The following is a 23,128-nucleotide window of genomic DNA, read 5'->3' as shown; positions in this document are numbered from 1 at the left end:
CGACTTGCATGTATTAGGCACGCCGCCAGCGTTCGTCCTGAGCCAGGATCAAACTCTCCATAATAGAAAGATGACTTGCTCATTTGAAGCTAGCGAGATTTTGCAATCTCAATTGTAGTCACTTTTACGTGACTGAATTTGCTGATATACTTCATTCGTTTGTTCAGTTTTCAAGGAGCTTTATTGCGTTACCGTTTAAAGCGTTAATGTGTCGCTCTTGCGGTGACAAGAACATATATTATCAGGTTTCAAAATGAAATGCAAGCATCTTTTTAAATACATTATCTTACAGTCTCATAAAGCCTGTAGTTACTGCATTTCGGCGCCAAATCTCCTGCTTGCCAACCAAATGAACGCCACCAATCCATTCTTCAATCCCGTTCAGACAAACGTGATCTTGCTTATCAGTAAGAATAAGTTTACCCAATTCTGTTATCCTTACTCTGTAATTTTCAAATTGCGGTGGCCAGGATTCATTGTATCTTGGCAACTTATCACCGCCAAGCACTTGGACTAGTGGATATTCACAATGCCAGAGCCCATCCAAGATGCCAAAGAATTGCAAATCACCTAAGCCGTAATGGCTGAGCCGCTTAGTTAAGCTTTGGAATAAAGACAGGATCAATACCTCATCGTCCCTGATCAGCTCAAGCGTCAGCTGCTGAATGGCTGACAAGCCATTTTGCATAGAAGGAAAGCGAGCTATATGGACCTCTAGGGCCTTTTTAAGGAAAGGGAGTGCGGATAGGTCTTCTTCTAATAAAGCCGCCATAGGCAAAGGCTCAGAAGCCGAATAGGCTGTCCATACCTTGCGTGCAAGGGCATGTTGCTCCTCACTCACAGGTAACTCAGTGCCATGCAGATGAAGGATTTGATCGACGGATAGCTGCCCCAAGCCATAGAAAGGGTCTACGCCAGGGTAACGATCGATGCATATCAAGGATAATTGGAAGGACCGCTGAGAGAAGTCAGTAATTCTGGAAAGCAAATAACACAGCATCAACTGATCATATAAATCATGCTCAAACCATAGGACAACCTCGTCCACATCCGTGAGAGTATCCAGCTTCGCTTCCTGCTGTATGGTCTGCGACTTGAAAGTGTCCTCCGGAATGCCGTAACGGTTACTCATATAAGATGCTCTCATAGATAAAAGGGCACTATCTGACATCTGCATGCCGATAGGTCCCTCATAGAGCGACTCGCGCCACACCAAAATCTCACCATCGATACCAGATACTCGCAACTTATCGCCAAATGCGTCTCCGTTGACGATATGCATGATCTTTTTGGGCATGGCGCTGTCACCTCTCTTCTATATAGATTAAGCTTCACCTAGCAATTGCAAAAGCTCCTGCTCATCTTCAATGATTCGAATGCCTAGCTCCTGCGCCTTAGTCAGCTTACTGCCTGCGCTTTCGCCTGCGATTACGATGTCAGTCTTTTTGGAAACACTGCCGGTGATTTTGGCACCCATGGCTTCGAGTTTCTTCGCACATTCGTCTCGACCCATCGAGGAAAGTGTTCCTGTGAGGACAATCGTTTTGCCGAAGAACGGATTATCTTCGCTGGCCACGATGACCGGAGCTTCCTCTGCAACGGGGTTCACGCCTGCGGCTAGCATCCGCTCAATGCTGGACACCATCACAGGGTCACGGAAGAATGAGTGAATGCTCTCCGCTACGATACCGCCCACGTCTGGAAGCGTAATAAGCTCCTCTGTCGTTGCTTCCATGATGCGCGAAAGGCTGCGATAGTGGTCGGCCAGCACTTTCGTGGTAGTTTTGCCCGAGTTCGGGATGCCAAGTGCATACAGGAAAGACGCGAGATCGCGGGACTTGCTCTTATCGAGGGCACCGAGAAGATTGCGCGCCTTCTTCTCGCCAAAGCGATCGAGCTTGACGAGATCGTCGAATTGCAAGGTGTACAGATCCGCAGGATCGCGGACATCCAGCTCTTGATGCAGCTGTGAAGCGGTCATCTCGCTGAAAAATTCAATATCCATCGCATCGCGCGAAGCAAAATGCGCCATCCGGCCGACGAGCTGCGGACTGCAGCCGAGGCGGTTGTTACAGAAGAGATGCGCACCTCTCATCTCCAGTTCACTGCCGCAAGACGGGCAATGCGTCGGAGCCACGATTTCCTCGCCGTCATTCTCCTCGGTAACTTTGCCGAGAATCTCTGGAATGACGTCATTCGAACGGCGGATGTAGACGAGGCTGCCGAGGGCGTGTTTGAGGTTTTTGCGCTCAATGTCGCCAACATTGTTGAGCGTACAGTTCTGTACGGTCACGCCTGCAAGATCGACAGCTTCTACGCGGGCTAGTGGTGTGATTTTGCCTGTGCGGCCGACTTCCCAAGAAACACTTTGCAGCGTTGTCGTCGCTTCTTCGGCCTCGAACTTGTACGCAATTGCCCAGCGCGGGAATTTATCCGTATAGCCGAATACTTCTCTTGTACGCATATCCGTCAGCTTCACGACACTTCCATCAATCAGGAAGTCGAAGCTAGCGCGTTCTTCTGCAATGCGTTCAAGCTCGCTGCTTACCTCTTCGATGGTGGAGAAGTACCGCGTGCGGTTGCTAATTTTGAACAGGTTATCCCGTAGGAATTGAACCATGTCCGCATGACTTTCAAAATGAAGGTCACTGGTGTAGCCCACATTATAGAAGAAGGCGTTTAGTTTGCGTTCTGCGGTTAGTTTCGGGTTTTGATTACGCAAGGCACCTGCCGCTGCATTTCGAGCATTCTTTAGCGGCTCTGCGGCCGTCTGGTTGTACGCTTCAAGGACAGACAGGAACATGACGCCCTCGCCTTGCACTTCAATCGTCCCTTGATCATAAGGAATCTCCAGCGGGATCGATTTAATCGTTTTGACTTGAGCTAAAATGCCCTCGCCAACTTGGCCATTGCCACGCGTCGAAGCTTGGACTAGCTGCCCTTGCTCATACGTGAGGTTCAGGGTAAGCCCATCAAACTTCAGCTCGACCACATAAGTAGGGTCTGGCAGCGGCGTTTCAGGGTTTTTGCTATTATAATCGGCGATTAGCTTGAGTACACGTGTGTGCCAAGCTGCTAAATCGTCAGCGTTCTGCGCTTTGTCTAGGCTCCATAAGCGAGCTAAATGGCGGTGCGGTTCAAAGCCTTTGAGCAGATCTCCACCTACCCGATGGGTAGGTGAAGCAGGCAGGGTAACCCCTGTCTCTTGCTCTAGCTGTGACAATTTATCATAAAGCGCATCCCACTCCGCGTCCGAAATCGTAGGTTGATCCAGCGTATAGTAGTTATGGTTATGCTTGTTGATTTCTTGGATGAGGGTTTTCATTGCCGCGAGTTTATCGGTCATGGCGGGCTCTTCCTCTCTCAAATGGGAATTAGTTTTAGGGAGCTGCTCCTACACTTTCGTGATTGGAGCGAATTTTGCGAGCAGGCGCTTCAAGCCAACCGGCGCTGGGAAAGCAATCTGCAGCTCGGTGTCATCACCCGAGCCCTTCACGGACACGACGGTGCCGACGCCCCACTTGCCATGCGACACGCGGTCGCTGGCTTTGTAGTCCGTGGTGCCGCCTGCGGCAGGCTGCGGCGCCCGGAACGCAGCCGGTCTTGGCGCGGCAGCGGGGCTTGGCGCAGCCGCGCCAGCAGCACTGCCCGTGCTTGGCCGTCCCCCGAAGGAGGACGGTGTGCCCCAGGCAGACGAGCCGGTGGTGCTGTCACCGCGGCTCGATGCAGCAGCGCTGCCGCTGCTGCCCCACGAGGAGCCGCCGACGGAACGGCCGCCTCGGGAGAAGCCGCCAGCCGAGACGGTTTCCAGGAGTTCCTTCGGAATCTCCTGGAGGAATCTCGACGGCGCATTCGCGGCGGTACGGCCGAAGAGCGTGCGCATGCGTGCGCACGTGAGGAACAGCTCTTGCTCAGCGCGCGTGATGCCGACATAGGCCAACCGGCGCTCCTCTTCGAGCTCTTCGTTATCGGCGAACGCACGACTGTGCGGGAAGACGCCTTCTTCCATCCCGATGATGAACACAACTGGGAACTCGAGCCCTTTGGCGCTGTGCATCGTCATGAGGACGACCGCGTCCTGTTCTTCTTCGGGCTTGTCTTTGTCCAGCGTATCAATATCCGCGATCAACGCTAGGTCTGTAAGGAAGGAAATGAGAGATTTGTCCTCATTACGCTTCTCGAAATCCATCGTCACAGACAGGAACTCTTCAATATTTTCGAGACGAGCCTTGGATTCAATGGTGTTCTCGCGTTGCATTTCTAAACGGTACTGAGACATTTCAAGGATTTTCTCGGTCAGCTCGGTTACGGACAAGTAGTCCACCATGCGGTTGAGGTTATCTACCATTTCGCGGAAATCCGTGAGGGCATGCTTCGCCTTCGTATTGATTTCGAGCGAGTCCACTTCCTCTAACATGGCAAACAGAGAAATCCCCCTACGTCCCGCCATTTCTGCCACTTTATCCAACGTCGTACCGCCAACGCCTCTTTTCGGCACGTTCACGATCCGATTTAGGGAAATATCATCGTTCGGGTTAGAGATGAGTCTCAAGTAAGCCAAAATATCCTTAATCTCTTTACGATCATAGAACTTAACCCCGCCAACGATGGTGTAGGCGATATCCGATTTAATCAAAATTTCCTCGATTACCCGGGACTGAGCGTTCGTCCGATAGAGGATCGCGTGATCGCCGAATCTTTTGCCATTCGACTTATTCTTATTGATTTCATTCGTAACGAAGTAACCCTCTTCATACTCGGTATCCGCTTGGTACAGTTTAATTCCGACGCCGCCCTCTTTATCTGTCCAAAGGTTTTTGGGCTTACGACCTGTGTTGTTGGCAATGACTTTATTGGCCGCCTGCAAAATATTCGAAGTCGAACGGTAATTCTGCTCCAAGAGAATCGACGTTGCATCTGGGTAATCCTGCTCGAAATTGAGGATATTGCTAATATCCGCTCCACGCCAGCGATAAATGGACTGGTCACTGTCCCCAACGACGCAAATGCGTTTATGCTTGGACGCAATCATCTGACACAGCATATATTGCGCTCTGTTCGTATCCTGATACTCATCGACATGAATATATTGAAATTTATTTTGATAAAATTCCAGCACCTCTGGTACTTCTTTAAATAGATGAATCGTCGCCATAATCAAATCGTCGAAATCTAACGAGTTGTTGGCTCTTAGCTTTTTCTGATACAGGGTATAAATTTTGGAGGTAAGCCCGTCGAAGTAATCACCGATTTTGTCTTCAAATTGTTTAGGAGAGATAAGTTCGTTTTTGGCTGTGGAGATCGCTGCTTGGAATGTTTTGGGCTCATATTTCTTTGTATCAATGTTGAGCTCCTTGCAGCAAGTTTTGATGACAGATAATTGATCACCAGAATCTAAAATCGTAAAGTTCGAGGAAAAGCCGATTCGATTAATGTCTTTGCGCAGCATGCGTACACACATGGAGTGAAACGTGGAGACCCAAATATCGCTGCCACTACCGCCAACCAGCTTACCGACACGATCTTGCATTTCGCGTGCCGCTTTGTTCGTAAAGGTTAGAGCCAAAATGTTCCAGGGTGCCGCTTTGCGCGTACCAATGAGGTAAGCAATCCGATGCGTGAGCACGCGCGTCTTGCCGCTTCCCGCTCCAGCCATAATTAATAGAGGGCCATCCACGGCTTCAACAGCTTTGCGCTGCTGGGGGTTCAACTTTTTGACTGCTTCTAAAATATTGACAGTTTCATTCACGTTAAGGTTACCTTCCATTTCTATCAAAGTTCACATTCACGGTTTGAAGCGCCTGCTCCAAGTCACTATATATAATATTGCCTATCACAATCGTATCTGCTGTCTCTGCTGCTTGTTGCGCTTTCTCTATAGAATCGATGCCTCCACCATAAAATAAACGGGCATTCTCGAGCACTTGCCGCGTCCGACGGACGAGTTCCATATCGCCAAAGGTACCACTGTATTCCAGATACACAATCGACATGTTAAAAAGCTTGTCCGCCATACGTGCATAAGCTGCTACGTCCTTGGCATCCAAGTTAGTTCGCGCTGAGGTCAGCTGAGCTGCCGTCGCATCTTTGTTCAATATAATGTAGCCTTCTGCTACAATTTCATCCCAATTCAGTAACGCGCCATATTCCTTCAGCGCCTCGTGATGTTGTCCAACGATCCACTTTGGATCATCAGCATTCAGTACGACTGGTATTAAAAATAAATCAAACCCCGGCACGATAGCCTCTTGATTCGATATCTCTAAGACAACGGGAACCTCATATTGCCGAATCCGCGATAGCAGATCCACCGTATTATCAAACGTGACTCCTGAAGAGCCGCCGACGAGAATAGCATCCGTGCCAGATAAACAAAGCCGATCCAGCGCCTCATCTGATATGTCTCGGTCTGGGTCAAGCTTAAATACATGCTTCCACTTACGTATATCGACGATCAATTGTGTCCCTCCGATTAGGCGGCAGTTGTGCCATACTATCAACAGTCTATGCTACCCTTTCTGGTGTGTCAAATGACAAAAGACGGGCTAATCGCCCGTCTTTTAGAGGAATATGCAACTGTACGTATCCGATCTTCACAGTAGCTTCGTTTGCGCGATAATACGCACAAACGTTCGTTATTTGACGACGATATTAAGAATCTTCTCAATATTGAGGTCTTTGTGGTCATTTTGCTGCAACTCGAGTTTAATTTCATGTGTACCTGTTGTTAAATTCGTGAGGGTTAACGGACCTGTTTTACCAATCATGGCTTTTTGCTTCCCATCCACATACAGGTGGAGATGTCCTACACCCAGTACGTTCGCTTTATCCATGTCATCCTCAGATAATTTGAAATTGGACGTTTGGTACGTGATCGTAACATTCTTCCCATCGACCTTATAGTTAGCGTCAATGGCAGGCTTCGCATTCGTCGTTGTTGTTGTCGTTTTCGCACCTGTTCCTGTTTCTGTCTTCACTTGAACCGCTGTCGCAGAACCCGTGCCCTTCGTTCCCGTTGCTACAGACGGGATGACCTCATCTTTGGAACCGCACGCTGTTGTTAATGCTCCCAGTACCACTAAAGTAGCCGCACCATATACCCATGTTTTTTTCATCAGCTTAAGCTCCCTCTTCAACTAAGTTTGGACATCCTATGTTCCTTATATATGTGTGCCAAGCCGTACTCATGCCTGATTTAGAAAAATAGTGGGACAAATACTTCAGTAAATAACTTTGGAGTCGTACAACAAAAAAGACACCCTGCCTAAGAGAGGACAGCGTGTCTAATAAGCATTCAATTGTGATTAAACTGGTTAGAAGTTATATTTATTACCCTCTTACGACCTATTCAGATAGGAGTTACCTTCCGTAGTCGAAGATGGTATACCTTGTTGTGTGCGTGAAACGATACGCGCCTGCGTTGGTCTACCTGTACCCGCCGTCATGCCTGGATTCTCATTCATAGGGTTGGAAGAAGCCGCATACCCCTGAGAACCACGACCATAACTGGATGAATCATGACTCTGATCTTGGTAGCTTCGTGTGTGGTTTTGGTTATAAGATGAGGACTGATGCTGTGTCTGACTCGGTGTATATCCTTGACCTTGACCTTGACCTCGACCTTGTTGATTGTTGTAAGCCGCATTCGGGTACTGGTTCGCATAATTAACAGGCTGGAATGCTGGTCTTGCTGTTGGCGTTGGTGCTTGATGCACGGCCTCAGCTTGATTCTGGTGATTAACTTGTCCTTGTGGCTGGCTGTACGGTTGTCGTTGTTGGTATGGTTGTTCGGCTTGGCTCATTGATGCAGCTGAGCTTACATGTTGCTGAACGATGGATTGAACTTGTAGCGCCGTCTGACTCTGCTTCTGAATTTCTTGCTCAATCATCTGCTGCTCAGCCTGCTGAATTTGATAGCCGCCAAGGCTCTGAATTTCTTGAAAAACAAGGGCTTGATCATCCAAAGTTTTTTGCAATAAGGTTTCAAAAGTCTGTCGAATGCCAGGATTAGCAGCTTCTAAGGCAGCCGTTGTATATTCACGCGCACTGCGCTTCAATTCAGACAAAACAAAATTAGCAAAGTCTAGATCTTCTAAATCGACTTGCTGCCCTTGGTGCTGTTGTTGCGAATTTGACTGATACATGTGTCTTGCACCTCCTTGTAGATTCGAATTAGTGGGTCATTCCGGACTGTTGTTGCAGAGCATTGATTAGGATGCTCATATTTTGCAATCGTTCTTGCGACAGATGAGACAAGGTTTGCTTCAATGACTGACTCTGGCTGTTCACCGCGCCTTGTACACAAAGCTTTGCTAACAATTCTTCATTCTTGAACGTATCGGATAGATACGAAAGTTCTTTACCAGAAATGGCTTGGTTCTCTTGTGTGTTGTACATGTGCATGTGACCTCCTTTCCTCCCTATTATTTTTCCCAAAAAATGCCGTTTTATGTCGGATTACCAAAAAAACTGCTTCCTCACAGTAAAATCCCTGTTGGAAGCAGTTTTTTAATTAGGAAGCAGGCTGTGCAGGTTTACCCGCATAAGCATCTGCTAACGCTTGAATATCCTCGGCTGTCAGCGAGTAGGCCCACTGCCCACCCTGCTTAGCTAGCCAGATTTGTTCTCCGCTCAATTTACCTTCGTAGACGTCGGTAACGTCTTTCCCATCTACCGTTAATGCAATCTCCAATTTAAGCTCTCCACCTGTAGTCGGTTTTTGAGCTGCCGCTTGCGGAAGTTCACTGCTATGCAAGAAAATGAGCTGATCCAACAACGGACTCGCATCCGCGCCTTTCAACTCTTTATCTCCGAGCTTCCAGTTCGCATCCGCAGCGACTTTATCTTTATCTGTTTTGGCAAGGGACCATGACTGGCCCTTCCAGGTCATCTTAACGCTCTGTACCTTATCGTTTTCTAGTTTAATTGGACTTGTATCGGCAAAATCAACCGGCGTTTTGTTCAGTGATGTTAACGATTGGTCACTGACTTGATAGACGGCAGGCGAACCTTCGACTTGTACGTAGGAGAACCCTTCGATGGGGAGTGCCGTCCCGACGAGCAAGCCCTTTTTGGAGCCATCCTTCAGGGTGATTTCATACGTCCCTACCGGCTTATCTAAACCATATTCGGTTAGATTGGTTGCTTGATCCTCCACAAGCTTGGTGGACGACACCAACCCTAGCGCATCTAGCCAAGAGTCAACGAGGTTCGAGTTGGTCGGCGCAGCCGCTGGCCTTTGCATATCCCAACCATTGGTCGTACGGCTTAACTCAATCTGCCCCTCTTCTGTTTTCACCGAGACAGCCTTCACATCTTCTTGCTTCAGAGTCAAAAGGGACTTGGGTTCATCTTTCTTCTCTTGGAAGAAGTCTTTGCTCGAGGCGTACCAGAAACCACCGATGCAAATGACGACTAACAGAATGGTTGGAATAAACCGCTTCATCCTCTTCTCCTCCTCCACCAGATCAGGCCGCCAATAACGAGGAATAACAGTGGTAAGAACACGATGGTAATGAGGAAAATCGTATTCGCTTGGCTAGGCGTAATCATTGCTTGTTGGAACGCATCCCCTTGACGTGGACGGATCGTAATTTGATCTTTCTGTTCTTGCAGCCAGCCAATACTGTTCAAAGCAAAGTCCTTATTACCCTGATTTTGAATATCTTCATCCAACACGAATGTCGAACCACCTAAAATAACAGCTTTTGGCTTGTTATCTTTGTCTGCGATGGCGTAGCCCAAATTCAAAGGTCCTTTGACATCCGTTGCATCCTGTTTCGTTTTGTTCTGTGCCAACAAGTTAATATCGGTTTCACCGTAAGCTTTATCCGTCGTTGTTAACAACAAGGATTTCGTATAATCCGGCGCACTTTCGTCAGCATTCAAACTGACAGCCAGTGATAGCATGGTAACTAAATTATTACTCGATAATTTGTTCGTAATATCATGCGAACCGTACTCTGGAATAATCGTTAACGGGTCATACAAAGACGTCTGCTTCGTTTCAATCGCAATCGCATGCTGATCCTGAACGCCATAGGTTTTCATGATGGCATCGATGTTTTTCCACTTCGTCGCCATATCCTTGTTGAAGCCCAGCGCGATATAAATTTTTCCTTTGCCTTTTAAATAAGTCTGAATGAGCTCCGCTTCTTTGTCATTCAGGTCGTTTTGCGGACCAAGCAGCATGAGCATTTGCGCATCATCCGGGATTTTGCCTTCCACGTACAGGTTGAGATCCTTCACGTCGTAGTTAGCAGCAGCTAAGCTGCTTTTGAAAATACTCATTGCCGATGCCGGATACTCTTGATGACCTGATAGGAGGTAAACCGTATGTTTCTCTGCAGATGTCAGACTTTGAATCGCTTGTGTAAACTTCTCTTCGCCTGAGAAGGTGTAGGAACCATCTTGTTGTCCTGCAAAAAGTTCATAAAAATTGATATTTTGTTTTTTGTTGCCCATTTCGAATATAATCGTTCCGCCTTGGTCCACCCCATACTGCTTCGCCATCGAAGGCTGCTTCAGCATATCGTACTCATCGTACGTAATTTTACTGCTTTGCTTTTTGTACTCAGCCACCATATCTGTGACTTGACGGGTCACAAAATCATTGCCATCCCCACTATTCGTGAAGGCAATAACGTGAATATCTTGATTGAGATTTTTGAGTGCAGCGGTTGTTTGCTCGGAGAGCGTGAAATTTTTGTTTTTCGTCAAATCGACCTGAAAGCCCTTAAGCGAGTGTAGGAAGATTGTCAGAATAATGAAAATGCCGATAACCGCGATAGATAGAACAGTCGCATTAGTTCCCCTTATCCACTTATTCATTCCGCTCACCTCCAACGCTTTCTTTCAAGGACTTGTATACAAAGAACCAGGAACACAGCTGTTAATGTGATGTAAAAGAGGATATCGCCGCCGTGAAAGACGCCTTTTTGTAGATTGCTCAAGTGACCGGTCAATGAGAATTGACCTACATAATCCTTCAATTTACCCGTCATACTGGAGCTAACCCAATCAAGCAGCCACAACAACAGCAAAATAACAAACCCTGTAATCCCCGCAACCATCTGATTATTCGACAAGCTGGATGCAAACAAGCCAATGGCCATCATCGCGCAGCCTAAAAGAAACATACTGAGGTACGACAACCACGTGACAGGCATATCCAATGTACCGAAGGAGGACATAATGAGCGGATACACAAGGGAGATCGCCACAAGGCCTACTTGCACAATTAGAGCGGATAGATATTTACCTAGCACGATTTCGCTTATACCCGCAGGTGATGTCAGGAGCAACTCATCTGTACCTTGACGGAACTCATCTGCAACAAGACGCATCGTGAGCAATGGAATGATGAACAAATAGATGAACGTGGTATTGCCCACAATGGAGCGCGCATCCACAATCGGCGGCTGTCCCGCCACGAAATTTACGTAAAAGAAGAAACTCGACAACAGCACATAGAAGGCAAACGCCACATACGCAACTGGCGAGAAGAAATACATTTGCAGCTCTTTGGAGCAAATCGCCCAAATTCTACGCATTAGTGTCACCCTCCTCTTGGGATGTGCTGGTCGTGTCGGCAGGCTCGTCCGTCGTCAACTTGAGGAAGATATCCTCTAAGCTGAGGCTCTCCCGCTTCATCGCTAAGATCGGTAGGCCTGCGCTGGCAAGACGGAAGAATACCGCTTCGCGAATGTCTTCCGCACGATCTGCGGAGGTGACGAGGAGCTTCACGGAATCGGATGCTGCGTCAGTTGAGGCTGAAACCGGTGCATCGTCAAGCGAAGGTGCCTCCGATGCAGTCGGCACTTCGGCTGCGCCAACTGGAGCGTCGACCTCTTTGACTTCGCCGACGGACGGCAGGCTGCGCAGTTCGGTCAAGATCCGCTCGCGAGGTCCCTTGACCTCGAGCGACACCTCGAACGTCTCGCCCATCGTGCGGCCGAGATTCTCTGGACGCTCATCGAGTACGACGCGACCTTGGTTAATGATAAGAACGCGGTTACAAATCGCGTTAATTTCAGGCAAAATGTGCGTGCTCAGCAGCACCGTGTGGTTCTCGCCCAGCTCGTGAATGAGCTGGCGGATTTCGATGATCTGCTTCGGATCGAGGCCCGACGTGGGCTCGTCCAGAATGAGCAGATCCGGTTGGTGCAGGATCGCTTGCGCGAGTCCCAGGCGCTGCTTGTAGCCCTTGGAGAGGGAGCGAATGATTTGCTTCTCGCGACCTTGCAGTCCGAGCTTGTCAATGGCTTCGCTGACACGCATTTTTTGCTCGCGAGCAGGCACATCGCGCAGGTTCGCGATGAAGCGCAGGTAGGACTGTACCGTCATCTCAGGGTACAGGGGCGGTGTTTCAGGCAAGTAGCCGATCTTGCGGCGCGCCTTCTTCGGGTTGTCGGCCATGGAGTGACCATCCACCCATATTTGACCATGCGTCGGATTCAGGTAACCTGTAATCATGCGCATCGTCGTTGTTTTGCCAGCACCATTCGGCCCTAAGAAGCCGACGATTTCACCGCGCTGCATCGAGAAGTCGATGTTATGCACGCCGCGATCATTTCCGTACAGCTTGCTGACTTGTTTGACCTCTAGCATCCAAGATCCCCCATTTCTATGCGTTCGTATTATTCATCATCACTATACGGGCGGAACAATAAACCAACCTTAAACAAATCTGAAAAATAGATTAAAAAATTGTGTCCAAATTGTGAACGTGATTTCGCCTCTGTGATATACCCTGTTCATTCTCATTATCTCCACTATCCCCTTTACTCAGGCTACAATTCCAACTCAAACATTCAACAACATTCTCCTCTGAGCCAAAGGGATAGTGAGAATAAGCCGAGTGAACACAAAAAACCGTCAGCACACCTGTGCCGACGGTCCAATCTGGATAATTCAGTTTCAGCCTCCGTTAGGTAAGTCGTCGTTACCCTTTTACAGCGCCTGCTCGACCTCTCATTCAAAAGATGTAAGCCTTCTTGATTCCCATTGTTCAGTAGATCTATTATATCAACTATTCAGGCAGCCATATCTTAAAATTCCCGCTCAGGGCAAGCACACTAAATGCGTACAAACAATTATCGTAATATCTTCTTACGCCTGTTCGAACTGGTGTCTGCCAGAATAACTCGACACACGCTCTAGCATGAGCACCATCTGGCGCCGCAAGCGAGGCCATAGCATTGGTAGCTATGATACCCACGGGATGAAGTGCCTTCTCATCGAAAGGCGTGCCGTCGATCTGATACCGACGATAGTCCTCTGGCGACTTATCCGCGAAGAAAGACTGAATGCGATTCACCGTGTCGGAATGCCACTGCGAACCGCCGCACCACGCCGCGTCCAACCCGATATTAGCCGCTACACGATAGGCGTCGCTGAAGAAGTGACCATAGCCGCGATCATCATTCGGTGTGCCGTCGTAATGCGCATACTCTGGCGCCAAGCCGGTCTCACGATGGCAGGCGATCTGTAAATAAGCTCGGCTAGCCTCCGCAGCTCCTTCCCAGAAGGAATGATCTTCTACATAGCCCCATCTAGCAAACAGCTCATAGAAATGCGGAAGATGATACGATGGATCTGAATATTCGCAGTTCGGAACAAACTTAATCAGCTTATTCTCTGGATTCCACATGGGCTGGCCAACGCCGTCTTCTCCTTTGTGAATACATGTCCGAAGCAACTCGCGTGCCTGCTCACTATAGTTATACGGTGCTTCCCCATCACCCCAGCGGTGCGAAGCAAAGAATAAAGACAAAGCAAAATATTCTTCTCCATCCGGCGCTGGACCGTTTGACCGCTTGGAGCCATCCGTGTTGCACGACCATGCGAAATAGCCCGCATTGTCACCCTCCGTCATCAACATGTTCGTATGTGTCCACTTCCAAATCCGATCAAAGACGATCTTCTGATTCAGTTGTACAGCGATCATCATGCCGTATGACATACCTTCGGTACGCACATCTAGGTTACCTGTATCCAACAAATAAGCGCCTGCATCGCCAGCCTCATAATAAATTCTGGTATCCTCATCACCGTGGAACAATTGGTTCCACATGTCGTCAAGCTTAGCCTGTACCGCCGCTTCCGAGTACCCATACTCCGCAAATAAATTGCGGCAACTGCTTGTCGTCGATGCGTCAAAGCTTTGTTTTTGCATATAAAATGCCTCCTAATTAGAAAAACCCCCAAGACACGCAAGATGCCGGGGGTTGATCGCTAGTCTTGTCCGTCTAACCTTTTACACCGCCAACGGTCATCCCTTTAACAAAGTACTTCTGCAAGAACGGATACACCATAATAATTGGGAGACTCACGACAATCGTCATGGTAGAACGAATCGATGTGGGTGTTACTGTAGCTGCCCCAGAGTTCGCGCTGCTAGCAAAGATATCGGCTGCTGTTTGTGAGGTTTGTGTATTCGTATTCTGTAATATTTTCATCAACTCGTACTGCAGGGTACTCAAATTTTCATTAGATGAATTGTACAAGAAAACGTCAAACCAAGAGTTCCATTGACCCACCGCGCTAAACAGCGCAACGGTTGCCAATACAGGAACAATAAGTGGAAGAACAATCCGCATGAACATCGAGAAATCATTCGCGCCATCAATACGAGCCGCTTCTATAATTCCGTCAGGAAGTCCTTCGATAAACGAACGGATGATAATTAAGTTGAAGACCCCAATCATGCCTGGAATGATATATACCCAGAAGCTTCCTAACATGCCAAGGTCACGAACGAGCAAATAGCCTGGAATGAGTCCGCCACTGAAATACATCGTGAAAATAAAGGAGACGGTTACGAACTTGCGAAGCACGTATTCTTGACGTGACATCGTGTAGGCGACCATTGCGGAGCAGAACACCGTAACTACGGTACCCAGCACCGTTCTCAAGACGGAAATGAAGAAAGCATGTACGATTGCGGCTTCACTAAACACGTATTTAAAATTATCGATCGTCCACATACGAGGAAGTAGATAAATCCCCCCACGAACGGCATCATTCGCATCGTTCAACGCTACGGCTAGTGTATTAACAAAGGGATAGAGCGTAACTACAACGAGAACGCACATAAAAATGATATTGCAAATATCGAACAAGCGATCACCTATGTGCGTATTCCGCCGGCGTGAGCTTGCTTGTTGTGTAGCTTCCATAGCTGATACCTCCTTGTGAGTGGTCCAAATAAACGATTAGAACAATCTGGCTTCACCCGCACGCTTGGCAATTTGGTTGGCACTGATCAAGAAGATGAAGCTAACCACTGTTTTGAAAATGCCTGCTGCTGTTGCCAATGAGAAGTTCCCTAAGTTGATACCGTAATTGAGTACGAAAATATCGAGATTTTCGGCATAATCTATGTTCATCCCATTTTTGAGTAGGTACTGCGGTTCGAAACCAGACTCAAGAATGTGACCTAAATTCATAATTAGCAAGATGATAATAACCGGTTTAATGCCTGGGAGCGTGATATGCACAATGCGCTGAAATCTGTTGGCTCCGTCCATTTCTGCCGACTCATACAGAGCCGGGTCAATCGTCGTCATCGCAGCTAGATAAATAATGGTGTTCCAACCGACGTTTTTCCAAACTTCGGATGCACCAAGAATTCCCCAGAAATATTCACCCTTGCCGAGCCATAAAATAGGTTCGCTAATCACATGCAATTTCATTAAAACTTCATTAATAATCCCGCCGTCTGTCGACAACGCACCCGATACAATGCTTGCTGCTACAACCCACGAAATAAAATGTGGTAAGTAACTGATGGTTTGTACAAAGCGTTTGAAAATAACTTTACGCAATTCATTAAGGAGAATAGCTAGAGTAACCGCTGTTACAAAGCCTAATACGAGATTAATCGTACTCATCGCCAGCGTATTCCGCATGACACGTAGAAATCCATCATCTTGAAAGAGGAATTTAAATTGCTCTAACCCCACCCACTCTTGTTCCGAGAATTTTTTGGCAGGACGATATTTTTGAAAGGCCATCGACCAACCCCAAAGCGGTACATATTTGAAAATAAACAACCAAATGAGAAAAGGCAGCGACATGGCCATCAATACTTTTTGCTTACCCAGCTTACGAAAAAATAAGGCTAACCCTGTTGATTTCTCGGATAGCACTGGTCTGTCCGTTAGGGATTCTTTTGTAAGGCTCTCCATAGAAAATCACTCACTCCTTGCTTCTTATCTAAGTAGAAGGGATGCATGGCACCCAACCATACACGCTAGTGCCCTGCATCCCCTTATTTGTCATGCTTGCTCCTTATTTTGCCCAGTTACCTGCAACGCGATCTTTAACAACCTTCGTTACAAATGCCTCGTAGCCTTTGATATCAAGCTTGCTTGCTTGTGCCACATAGTCGCTCCAAGCCTTCTCGAACTTATCAGTGCCGCTGGCAAGAATCATTTCTGGATAAGCCTTCTTCTGAAGATCACCCATTTTTTGCTCGAAAATTTGTTCAGGTGTACCTTGTCCTTTATTAATACTCCAAGCAGGGTACCACGGACGAGTATCTGGCTTACTAAACATGTCTGTAAAGACTTTTGCGTTGTACGCTTTCAACAGCGTACGATCGCCATCTGTATAGTTCTTCTCCGCAACAGAAGGCTGTTTATTCGGATCGAAGGCATTGTCCCCTTTTACAATGGAGAAGTTCCCATAACGAGGCCAGTTGTACGCAAACATTTTCAAACCGAAATCCTCATAGAACTTAGGATCTTTAATTTTCGCGATTTCTTCGTCTGTACGGAAAAACTTGCCTTTATCATCTACTTCATACGTTTGACCTTTAATCCCCCATTGTTGCAGGATTTGATTGTCTTCAGTCAGCATGTTATCGAAGAATTTGATAATGCGAACGGGGTCTTTCGCGCTTTTGGAAATGGAAATACCACGGTTGTTTACGAAGGAAGGCGGATCCAGGTATTGGTCCTTAACCCCTTTGTCGAACACGATTGGAAGTGCCACGTAGCGCTTATCGTCTACACCAGCTTTCGCCAAGTTATTGCGCGCATCGCCCACTTGCCAGTCATAGGCGAAGTAACCAAGTACACGACCAGAAGTCAATTTTGCCAAATACTGATCTTTGTTCATCGTGAAGGACTCTTTATCGAACAGGCCTGCTGTATTGATTTCATTCAGCTTTTTCACCCAACGCTTCGTCGTTGCTTCATCAATGGCATTGCTCTTCGCTTCATTGGTTTTCAGATCAATCAGTAGACCACCGTCGTTCGGGTAGCCGGCTAGATGGAAAGCTGGGTTCGTAATCGTGAAAAAGTTCGTGTCATACGTCATGACGGAGAACCCGATCGTATCCTTGCCATCCACTTGAGGATGCTTGTCTTTATATGTCTTAATCGCATTGAAGTATTCATCGAGTGTTGTAAGTTTCGGATAGCCAAGCTCCTTCAATACGCCGCGTTGAATCCAGAATGCCCCTTGGTCTACGTTCGGGTTAGCCGCAAAGCCCTGATTCGCACTGAAGGGCAGGTGATAAATCTTGCCATCCTTTTGCTTCATTTTGTCAAAATAAGGACCATATACACGTTTGATATTCGGGCCATATTTCTCAATAAGCTCATCGAGCGGAATGAATGCGCCAGCATCCATGAACTTGTCAATTTCGCCCTCAGGCTGTATTACATCTGGGAACTCGTTACCCGCAATCATGACACCGGATTTGGTCTTAGATTCGCCAACGAGATTCTCCACTTTAAAGTTAACCCCTGTTTGCTTCTCCAACTCTTTACCAATTGGGGTTTCATTCGTGTTCATGTTCTTTCCTGCGTTAAACAAGAAATAGCTAAACGTAGCTGGTTTCGTCTCTTCCTTAGCAGCGGTGGTGCCACTAGGACTATTAGTTGTTGTGGAAGCGGCTGGATCTGCTGAGTTTGAGCTGCTACAAGCACTTAGCGAAAGCGCTAACAATGTGCCCATTGTGACTAATTTCAACTTCTTCATTCTTGTGAAACTCCCCTCTCAACACTTTCTTGTAAGCACTTTCATTATATAAAACCGCTCTCAGCTTGATTACCCTGTAAAGTTTAGTATCTTCTTAGTAAAGCTTAGGTGATCGATCATTCTCACTCAATTGGACGGGTGTCGTAATCTTCACAATGGTACCGACGCCATCCTCACTGCTAATCTGCACATCAATGGCATCCCCATAATATAATTTCAGTCGCATAAAAGCATTCTTCATCCCGACGTGTCCACTCACATCTTCACCGTTACCCATATAAGCATTCAATAAATCTACTTTCTCCTTCGACATCCCAATACCGGTATCAGCAATCGTAAAATTAACCAGATCCCCGCTTCTAGTCGCCTTCAGTTCGATGGTACCGTGGCCTTGTAAGGGCTCAATCCCGTGTAGACTAGCGTTCTCAATGAAGGGCAGCAAGGTCATTTTGGGAATTTTACAGCTATAGACGGACTCATCTACCTCGAAGTGGTAGCTCAGCTTATCACCAAATCGGTACTTCTGAATTTCTAGGAAACATAGAATCAAATCCAACTCATCACGAAACGTGACCCACTCCCCGCCCCATTCTAGTGAACGGCGGAACATTTTGGCCATATTTTTAATGATTTTGGCTGTCTCATTTTCTTGCTTGATCAAGCTGCGCATGCGAATCGTTTCCAACACATTAAAGAGAAAATGAGGATTGATCTGACTTTGCAAGGCGTGCAGCTGCGATTGCCTTTGTTTCAACTGGAGATCCTTCTTCTGAATATCTGCGATGTACACATCATCAATGAGACTCTTGATTTGCACGGTCATTCGGTTAAATTCCCGGATCAGCTGTCCGATCTCATCTTTCGATTCAGGTTCACTTATAAGATCAAAGTGTTGATTTTTCACCTTTTTCATATGAACAAGAATACGGACTAGACGTGTATGCAACGAGGAGGAGATCCAGACAATGACAAGTGTCGGCAGCAGTAGGTTAAGCAGTGCGAGATAAACGACAAATTGCTTGGACTTCCGCACCGCATCCAGGACATGCCCATCGGAAACAAGCACGATACGCCAATTCTTCAAGTAGTTCGTGCTGTAATCGCGTTCCAATTTTATCGTATCTTTTGGGAGCGCGACGCTGCGAAAATTTATTTTGCCCCGAATCCAGTCCAACTTCGTATCTGTCGTATATTGAATATCGCCTTCAGCATTCAGCAAGTAGAGATTCCCCTGTAGCGCTTGGTTGCTGAACATTCCCTTGATCGCATCCGGACTCATTTCAATTTTCAAGATTTTACTGTAGGCGTTGGCATTACTAAAGTAGTTCATTTGACGTATGACGCTGAGTCCACTGTACGTACTCTCATTTTCATCGCTTCGCATAACGAGCGGATAGGGCTGCCCCTCCGCAAGTACCTTCTGCAGGTTACGATACCATTCCGACTCCCGAATCATATCGGTTAGTGGGTGTAACCCGCCGGAGTCAATAATCGTTGGATTGTTGGTATACATCTGAATGCCTTTAATCTCGCTGTACACCAAATTGTACTTATTGATGTTGGTCGCTAGCTGCGAGTTATACATTCTCACGTAGTCAATCGTTTCCTCGTAGGTATGCTCCAAGGCATCATTTAAAAGACCGTCTGTGTAAAAGACAGAAGAAATTCCAACCGCGTTGTCGATCTTCGTACGAAATTCATCTTTCAATTTGTCCAAATTTAACGAGATGTCTTCCGTTTTCTGACGCTGAACATTATGTGTTGTCACTTGATAGAAAATTACATTGGTCAATAAAATCGGAATGAACACGCTAAGAAAATACAGCATCAACAGCTTATTCCGCAATCGCACATTATTTAGTTGAAATCGTAGCATTTTCATGGGGTTGGCCGCCTTGTTTGCTCAGTAGTTTTTTGCGATATTCAGAAGGAGGTATATCTTCCATCTTCTCAAATTGCGCAACAAAATAATCCGCGTTGTTAAAGCCTACCTTCTCGGCAATTTCATAAATTCGCAAATCTGTTTGACGTAACAGCTTCTTGGCCTCACCAATGCGGATAGACAGCAGAAACTCATTGAAATACTGGCCGTACGTCTTCTTGAACAGCTGCCCAACATACACTGGATTCATATAAAACTCAGCAGCAATGCTTTTGAGATTGATGTTCTCTTGATAATGATGCTCAATGTAGCTCTTAATCTTATGGATACTGCCCTTGGTTTGCTCTCCCCGCAATTGTTCCATCATGCGAGAGCTCTCGATCATAAACGAAATAAATAAGTGCTGCAATTGGCTAAAAGATAGCGGTTGTTCATCCCAGCTTAGCATTGGCTTTAGATTAACGAGTAAATCCGTGGGTCCTTGCATTTCCTGCAATGTCCCTACAATTCGGTGCACATAGCGATTGATAATGGTGCGAATTGCGTCTTTGGCTAGTGATTTCGTTTCAATTTCTGTGAACAGCGTCGCGATCGACATCTTGATCTTCTCGGTTTCTTGCTCTTCAACGGCTTCCTGAATGCGATGAAAGAGGCTGACGTCTGGCTCTGCGTAGTTTAGCTTTGTCTTAGAGGCTGTTTCATAGAACAGAACATCCTTCATCCCCTTCACATACTTGTACTGCAGCAATTCGTTAGCTGTCTGAATCGACGTGCTGATCATTGTCATATCTTTCACACTCGTACCAAAATAAAGGGTCACTCCCGCTTCCAGCCGCTTAGCCAACAAGTTCTGCAGCGCTGTGCCGAATTGCTCGTAGCTGCCGCCATACAGCTTCAGTGCATCAGAGCAAATAAGGAAAGCGCACTGCTGATTGCGCAGCTGAACAACAAAGTCGCTAGGGACGTCGACTAACGTCTTCATGGCATGGGCGACAAGGCTGACATCATCCTTGATGAGGTAGTCCGTCGCATCCCCTTCTTCGGAGAAGCCTCGGTTCATTTCAACAATGCCATACCGCAGTACGCTTCCTTTGGACAATCGAACCCGTTCAGCAAGCTCTGTCACCGCTTTGGCCGCTTGCTCACCTCTACTTAATTGTTCGAACAAGCCTCTCAACGTGAGTCGGCCGCTTATCGCTTCCTGCAAGCGCACTTCTTTGATTTCTCGCGCTAACTTCCGCAGCGTCTCTTCCAAATCCTCTTCCTCAATCGGCTTTAGAATATAGTCACTTACCCCAAAGCGAATGGCAGATTGCGCATAGGAGAAGTCATTGTAACCGCTTAAAATAATAAACTTGCAAGCACTTAGATTGTGAAGCTTCACTTCTTCTATTAATTTCAAGCCATCCATAACTGGCATACGAATGTCTGTGATGACAACATCAATCTCAGACTGCCTAGAAGTAAGGATTCGCAGTGCATCTTTTCCATTATCTGCTTCATGGCTGACATAGTATCCTAAGGAATCCCAGTCGATTAGGCCCAGCAAACCTTTCCTGACATATTGCTCATCATCAACTAACATCACTTGCAGCTTCATGACCTTCACTCCCTTAGTAACTAAAATGGAAAAGCGAGCCCGGTACTTAGCCGGACTCGCAGGGGATCTATACGAGCAATCTAGATGTTGTTTATTGTATCCCACTCTGTCATCATCTGACAACTATGGAGCCTACTGTCTTCTTCCTACTTCATAATCCGATGGAACGCCGTTTTCGGTGCCTGCTGGCAATCGAAGAGGAAGGGCCAATTCTTCCTCCCCTTCACCGGAAAATTATCCAACCACGTATAATCATCCGCTGCTCCCCAGAATGTAACTGCTGTAATACAGCTCTGGTACTCCTTAAGCAGCTTAAAAATCTGCTCATATCGCTGCGCCTGCAACTCTAACATCTCAGAGGTCGGCTCTATGAGATCGGTTCGCCTGTCAGTGAATGCGAATACGGACAGGTCTAACTCCGTAATTTGCAGCTGCACGCCAAGCGAAGCATAGAGCTCAATAGCGCCCCGAATCTCATCGATGGATGGACCATGAAGGTTCCAATGTCCCTGCATCCCAATACCATGGATCGGTACACCTATATCTAGTAAGGATGACACAAGCGCAGCAATTTTATCTCGTTTCACTGGGTTGGTTTCATTGTAATCATTGTAGAATAACAGTGCATTCGGATCTGCTTGATGGGCAAAATGAAAGGCTTTCGCGATGTAATCTTCCCCGATGATATCCAACCACTTAGATTTACGAAGCGTGATGTCTGTCGTATCCTCAATGGCTTCATTTACAACATCCCATGCATAAATGTGGCCGCGGTAACGCTTCACAACAGTCTCGATATGTTGCTGCATCTGAGTCAATAGTTCTTCCCGCGTAGCTTGTGCACCTGTGGGTCCCTCGAACACCCAGTCTGGTGTCTGATTGTGCCACACTAACGTATGACCCCTTACCTTCTTCCCCTGATTCGCAGCAAAATCAACGATCGTATCTGCCGCCCCGAACGTATAGCGGTCTGGATCCGGATGAATCTCAGCAAATTTCATTTCATTCTCTGCGGTTACACTATTATAATGCCGTTTGATGAGGTCGGCTTGCGATATAATTGTTCTGACATTTACAGCTGCCCCAATATCGAAGTAACGCTCAAATTTCTGATAGAGGGAAGATATTTGTATTTGGTTCTCTTTCGTCATGTAGTATGACCTCCTTCAAATGATGTGAGTTAGTAAATCGTACGTCCCTTTCATCCGAAATCCCCGATTTTCTGGCAAAATACGTATTGTCACATCGCGCCATTTCTTCGTATGCTCAGCCTAATTCTGGAGACGCCGTAAAAAATAAAGCGCTTTCGCGAGTTATTATATCGTCTATCTCGAACGTTTCATACCCTACGAAGTTTAGGTTATACCCAATAGATTAAAGGGATTTCTAGATAGGTCAGCATCTAGCGCTTCTGCACCTACGGAGTGCTTTTTTTGCTGTGATTTAGAGCTGTTTCGCGGAAATAGCTGAAATAGAGACTCGTAGAGTTCTTATTTCAGCTAGATGAAGCTCTTCTGGACAAATAAGGCCATGGCGAGTTCTTATTGCTCTTCTGTCAAGAAAGTGGACGTCACTAAGTTAAGCCACCTGCTGGTAGTATAGCTGCTCAAATTGAGCGGGAGATATGTAACCAATTGTGCTATTCGACCTTGTTC

18 protein-coding genes and 1 rRNA gene are annotated in these 23,128 nt (G+C 46.9%); all 19 read right to left on the bottom strand.

All coding sequences use genetic code 11. The features are described 5' to 3' along the window. Positions 1-64, bottom strand: a 16S ribosomal RNA gene (locus AC58QT_RS35695); the annotation flags it as partial. A 222-nt stretch (positions 65-286) separates the two neighbouring features. Continuing rightward, entirely contained in the window at positions 287-1,297 is a 1,011-nt protein-coding gene (locus tag AC58QT_RS35690; protein WP_497413092.1) for a DUF1835 domain-containing protein, read from the bottom strand. 27 nt (positions 1,298-1,324) lie between these two features. After that, entirely contained in the window at positions 1,325-3,346 is a 2,022-nt protein-coding gene (ligA, locus tag AC58QT_RS35685; RefSeq protein WP_497413091.1) for an NAD-dependent DNA ligase LigA, read from the bottom strand. Positions 3,347-3,394: 48 nt separating this feature from the next. Continuing rightward, complete coding sequence (pcrA, locus tag AC58QT_RS35680; RefSeq protein WP_497413090.1) at positions 3,395-5,749, bottom strand: DNA helicase PcrA; 2,355 nt, start codon at positions 5,747-5,749, stop codon at positions 3,395-3,397. 7 nt (positions 5,750-5,756) lie between these two features. After that, positions 5,757-6,458 (bottom strand): heptaprenylglyceryl phosphate synthase, encoded by a 702-nt coding sequence (gene pcrB, locus AC58QT_RS35675; RefSeq protein ID WP_497413089.1) that lies wholly within the window; start codon positions 6,456-6,458, stop codon positions 5,757-5,759. Positions 6,459-6,635: 177 nt separating this feature from the next. After that, complete coding sequence (locus AC58QT_RS35670) at positions 6,636-7,115, bottom strand: hypothetical protein (RefSeq protein ID WP_497413088.1); 480 nt, start codon at positions 7,113-7,115, stop codon at positions 6,636-6,638. Between the two features lie 222 nt (positions 7,116-7,337). After that, complete coding sequence (locus tag AC58QT_RS35665) at positions 7,338-8,144, bottom strand: spore coat protein (RefSeq protein WP_497413087.1); 807 nt, start codon at positions 8,142-8,144, stop codon at positions 7,338-7,340. A 28-nt stretch (positions 8,145-8,172) separates the two neighbouring features. Continuing rightward, a complete protein-coding gene (locus AC58QT_RS35660; RefSeq protein ID WP_057312695.1) occupies positions 8,173-8,397 on the bottom strand; it encodes a hypothetical protein in 225 nt (74 codons plus the stop codon). A gap of 115 nt (positions 8,398-8,512) precedes the next feature. Then, positions 8,513-9,445: a DUF4340 domain-containing protein gene (locus tag AC58QT_RS35655; RefSeq protein ID WP_497413086.1), complete on the bottom strand. Its 933-nt coding sequence runs from the start codon at positions 9,443-9,445 to the stop codon at positions 8,513-8,515. Further along, a complete protein-coding gene (locus AC58QT_RS35650) occupies positions 9,442-10,830 on the bottom strand; it encodes a GldG family protein (RefSeq protein WP_497413085.1) in 1,389 nt (462 codons plus the stop codon). The genes AC58QT_RS35655 and AC58QT_RS35650 overlap by 4 nt, the downstream gene beginning before the upstream one ends. Positions 10,831-10,835: 5 nt before the next feature. Further along, entirely contained in the window at positions 10,836-11,552 is a 717-nt protein-coding gene (locus tag AC58QT_RS35645) for an ABC transporter permease subunit (protein WP_173117120.1), read from the bottom strand. After that, complete coding sequence (locus AC58QT_RS35640) at positions 11,545-12,609, bottom strand: ABC transporter ATP-binding protein (RefSeq protein ID WP_497413084.1); 1,065 nt, start codon at positions 12,607-12,609, stop codon at positions 11,545-11,547. The genes AC58QT_RS35645 and AC58QT_RS35640 overlap by 8 nt, the downstream gene beginning before the upstream one ends. A gap of 421 nt (positions 12,610-13,030) precedes the next feature. Beyond that, complete coding sequence (locus AC58QT_RS35635; RefSeq protein ID WP_497413083.1) at positions 13,031-14,176, bottom strand: family 8 glycosyl hydrolase; 1,146 nt, start codon at positions 14,174-14,176, stop codon at positions 13,031-13,033. 73 nt (positions 14,177-14,249) lie between these two features. Then, positions 14,250-15,179, bottom strand: a complete 930-nt coding sequence (locus AC58QT_RS35630) for a carbohydrate ABC transporter permease (RefSeq protein ID WP_497413082.1) — start codon at positions 15,177-15,179, stop codon at positions 14,250-14,252. Positions 15,180-15,215: 36 nt separating this feature from the next. Beyond that, the gene (locus AC58QT_RS35625; RefSeq protein ID WP_497413093.1) at positions 15,216-16,085 is read right to left on the bottom strand and encodes an ABC transporter permease; all 870 of its coding nucleotides are present in this window, start codon (positions 16,083-16,085) and stop codon (positions 15,216-15,218) included. Between the two features lie 208 nt (positions 16,086-16,293). Then, positions 16,294-17,991: an ABC transporter substrate-binding protein gene (locus AC58QT_RS35620; protein ID WP_497413081.1), complete on the bottom strand. Its 1,698-nt coding sequence runs from the start codon at positions 17,989-17,991 to the stop codon at positions 16,294-16,296. A 94-nt stretch (positions 17,992-18,085) separates the two neighbouring features. Continuing rightward, positions 18,086-19,873, bottom strand: coding sequence for a sensor histidine kinase (locus tag AC58QT_RS35615; protein WP_497413080.1), 1,788 nt, complete (start codon positions 19,871-19,873; stop codon positions 18,086-18,088). Then, positions 19,845-21,473, bottom strand: coding sequence for a response regulator transcription factor (locus AC58QT_RS35610; protein WP_497413079.1), 1,629 nt, complete (start codon positions 21,471-21,473; stop codon positions 19,845-19,847). The genes AC58QT_RS35615 and AC58QT_RS35610 overlap by 29 nt, the downstream gene beginning before the upstream one ends. A gap of 146 nt (positions 21,474-21,619) precedes the next feature. After that, a complete protein-coding gene (locus tag AC58QT_RS35605) occupies positions 21,620-22,624 on the bottom strand; it encodes an endo-1,4-beta-xylanase (RefSeq protein WP_497413078.1) in 1,005 nt (334 codons plus the stop codon). Positions 22,625-23,128: the final 504 nt, after the last annotated feature.

Source organism: Paenibacillus sp. J31R109 (assembly GCF_059692055.1).
The sequence above is the reverse complement of the archived record's forward strand: the minus strand, read 5'-3'. Positions and strand labels throughout refer to the sequence as shown.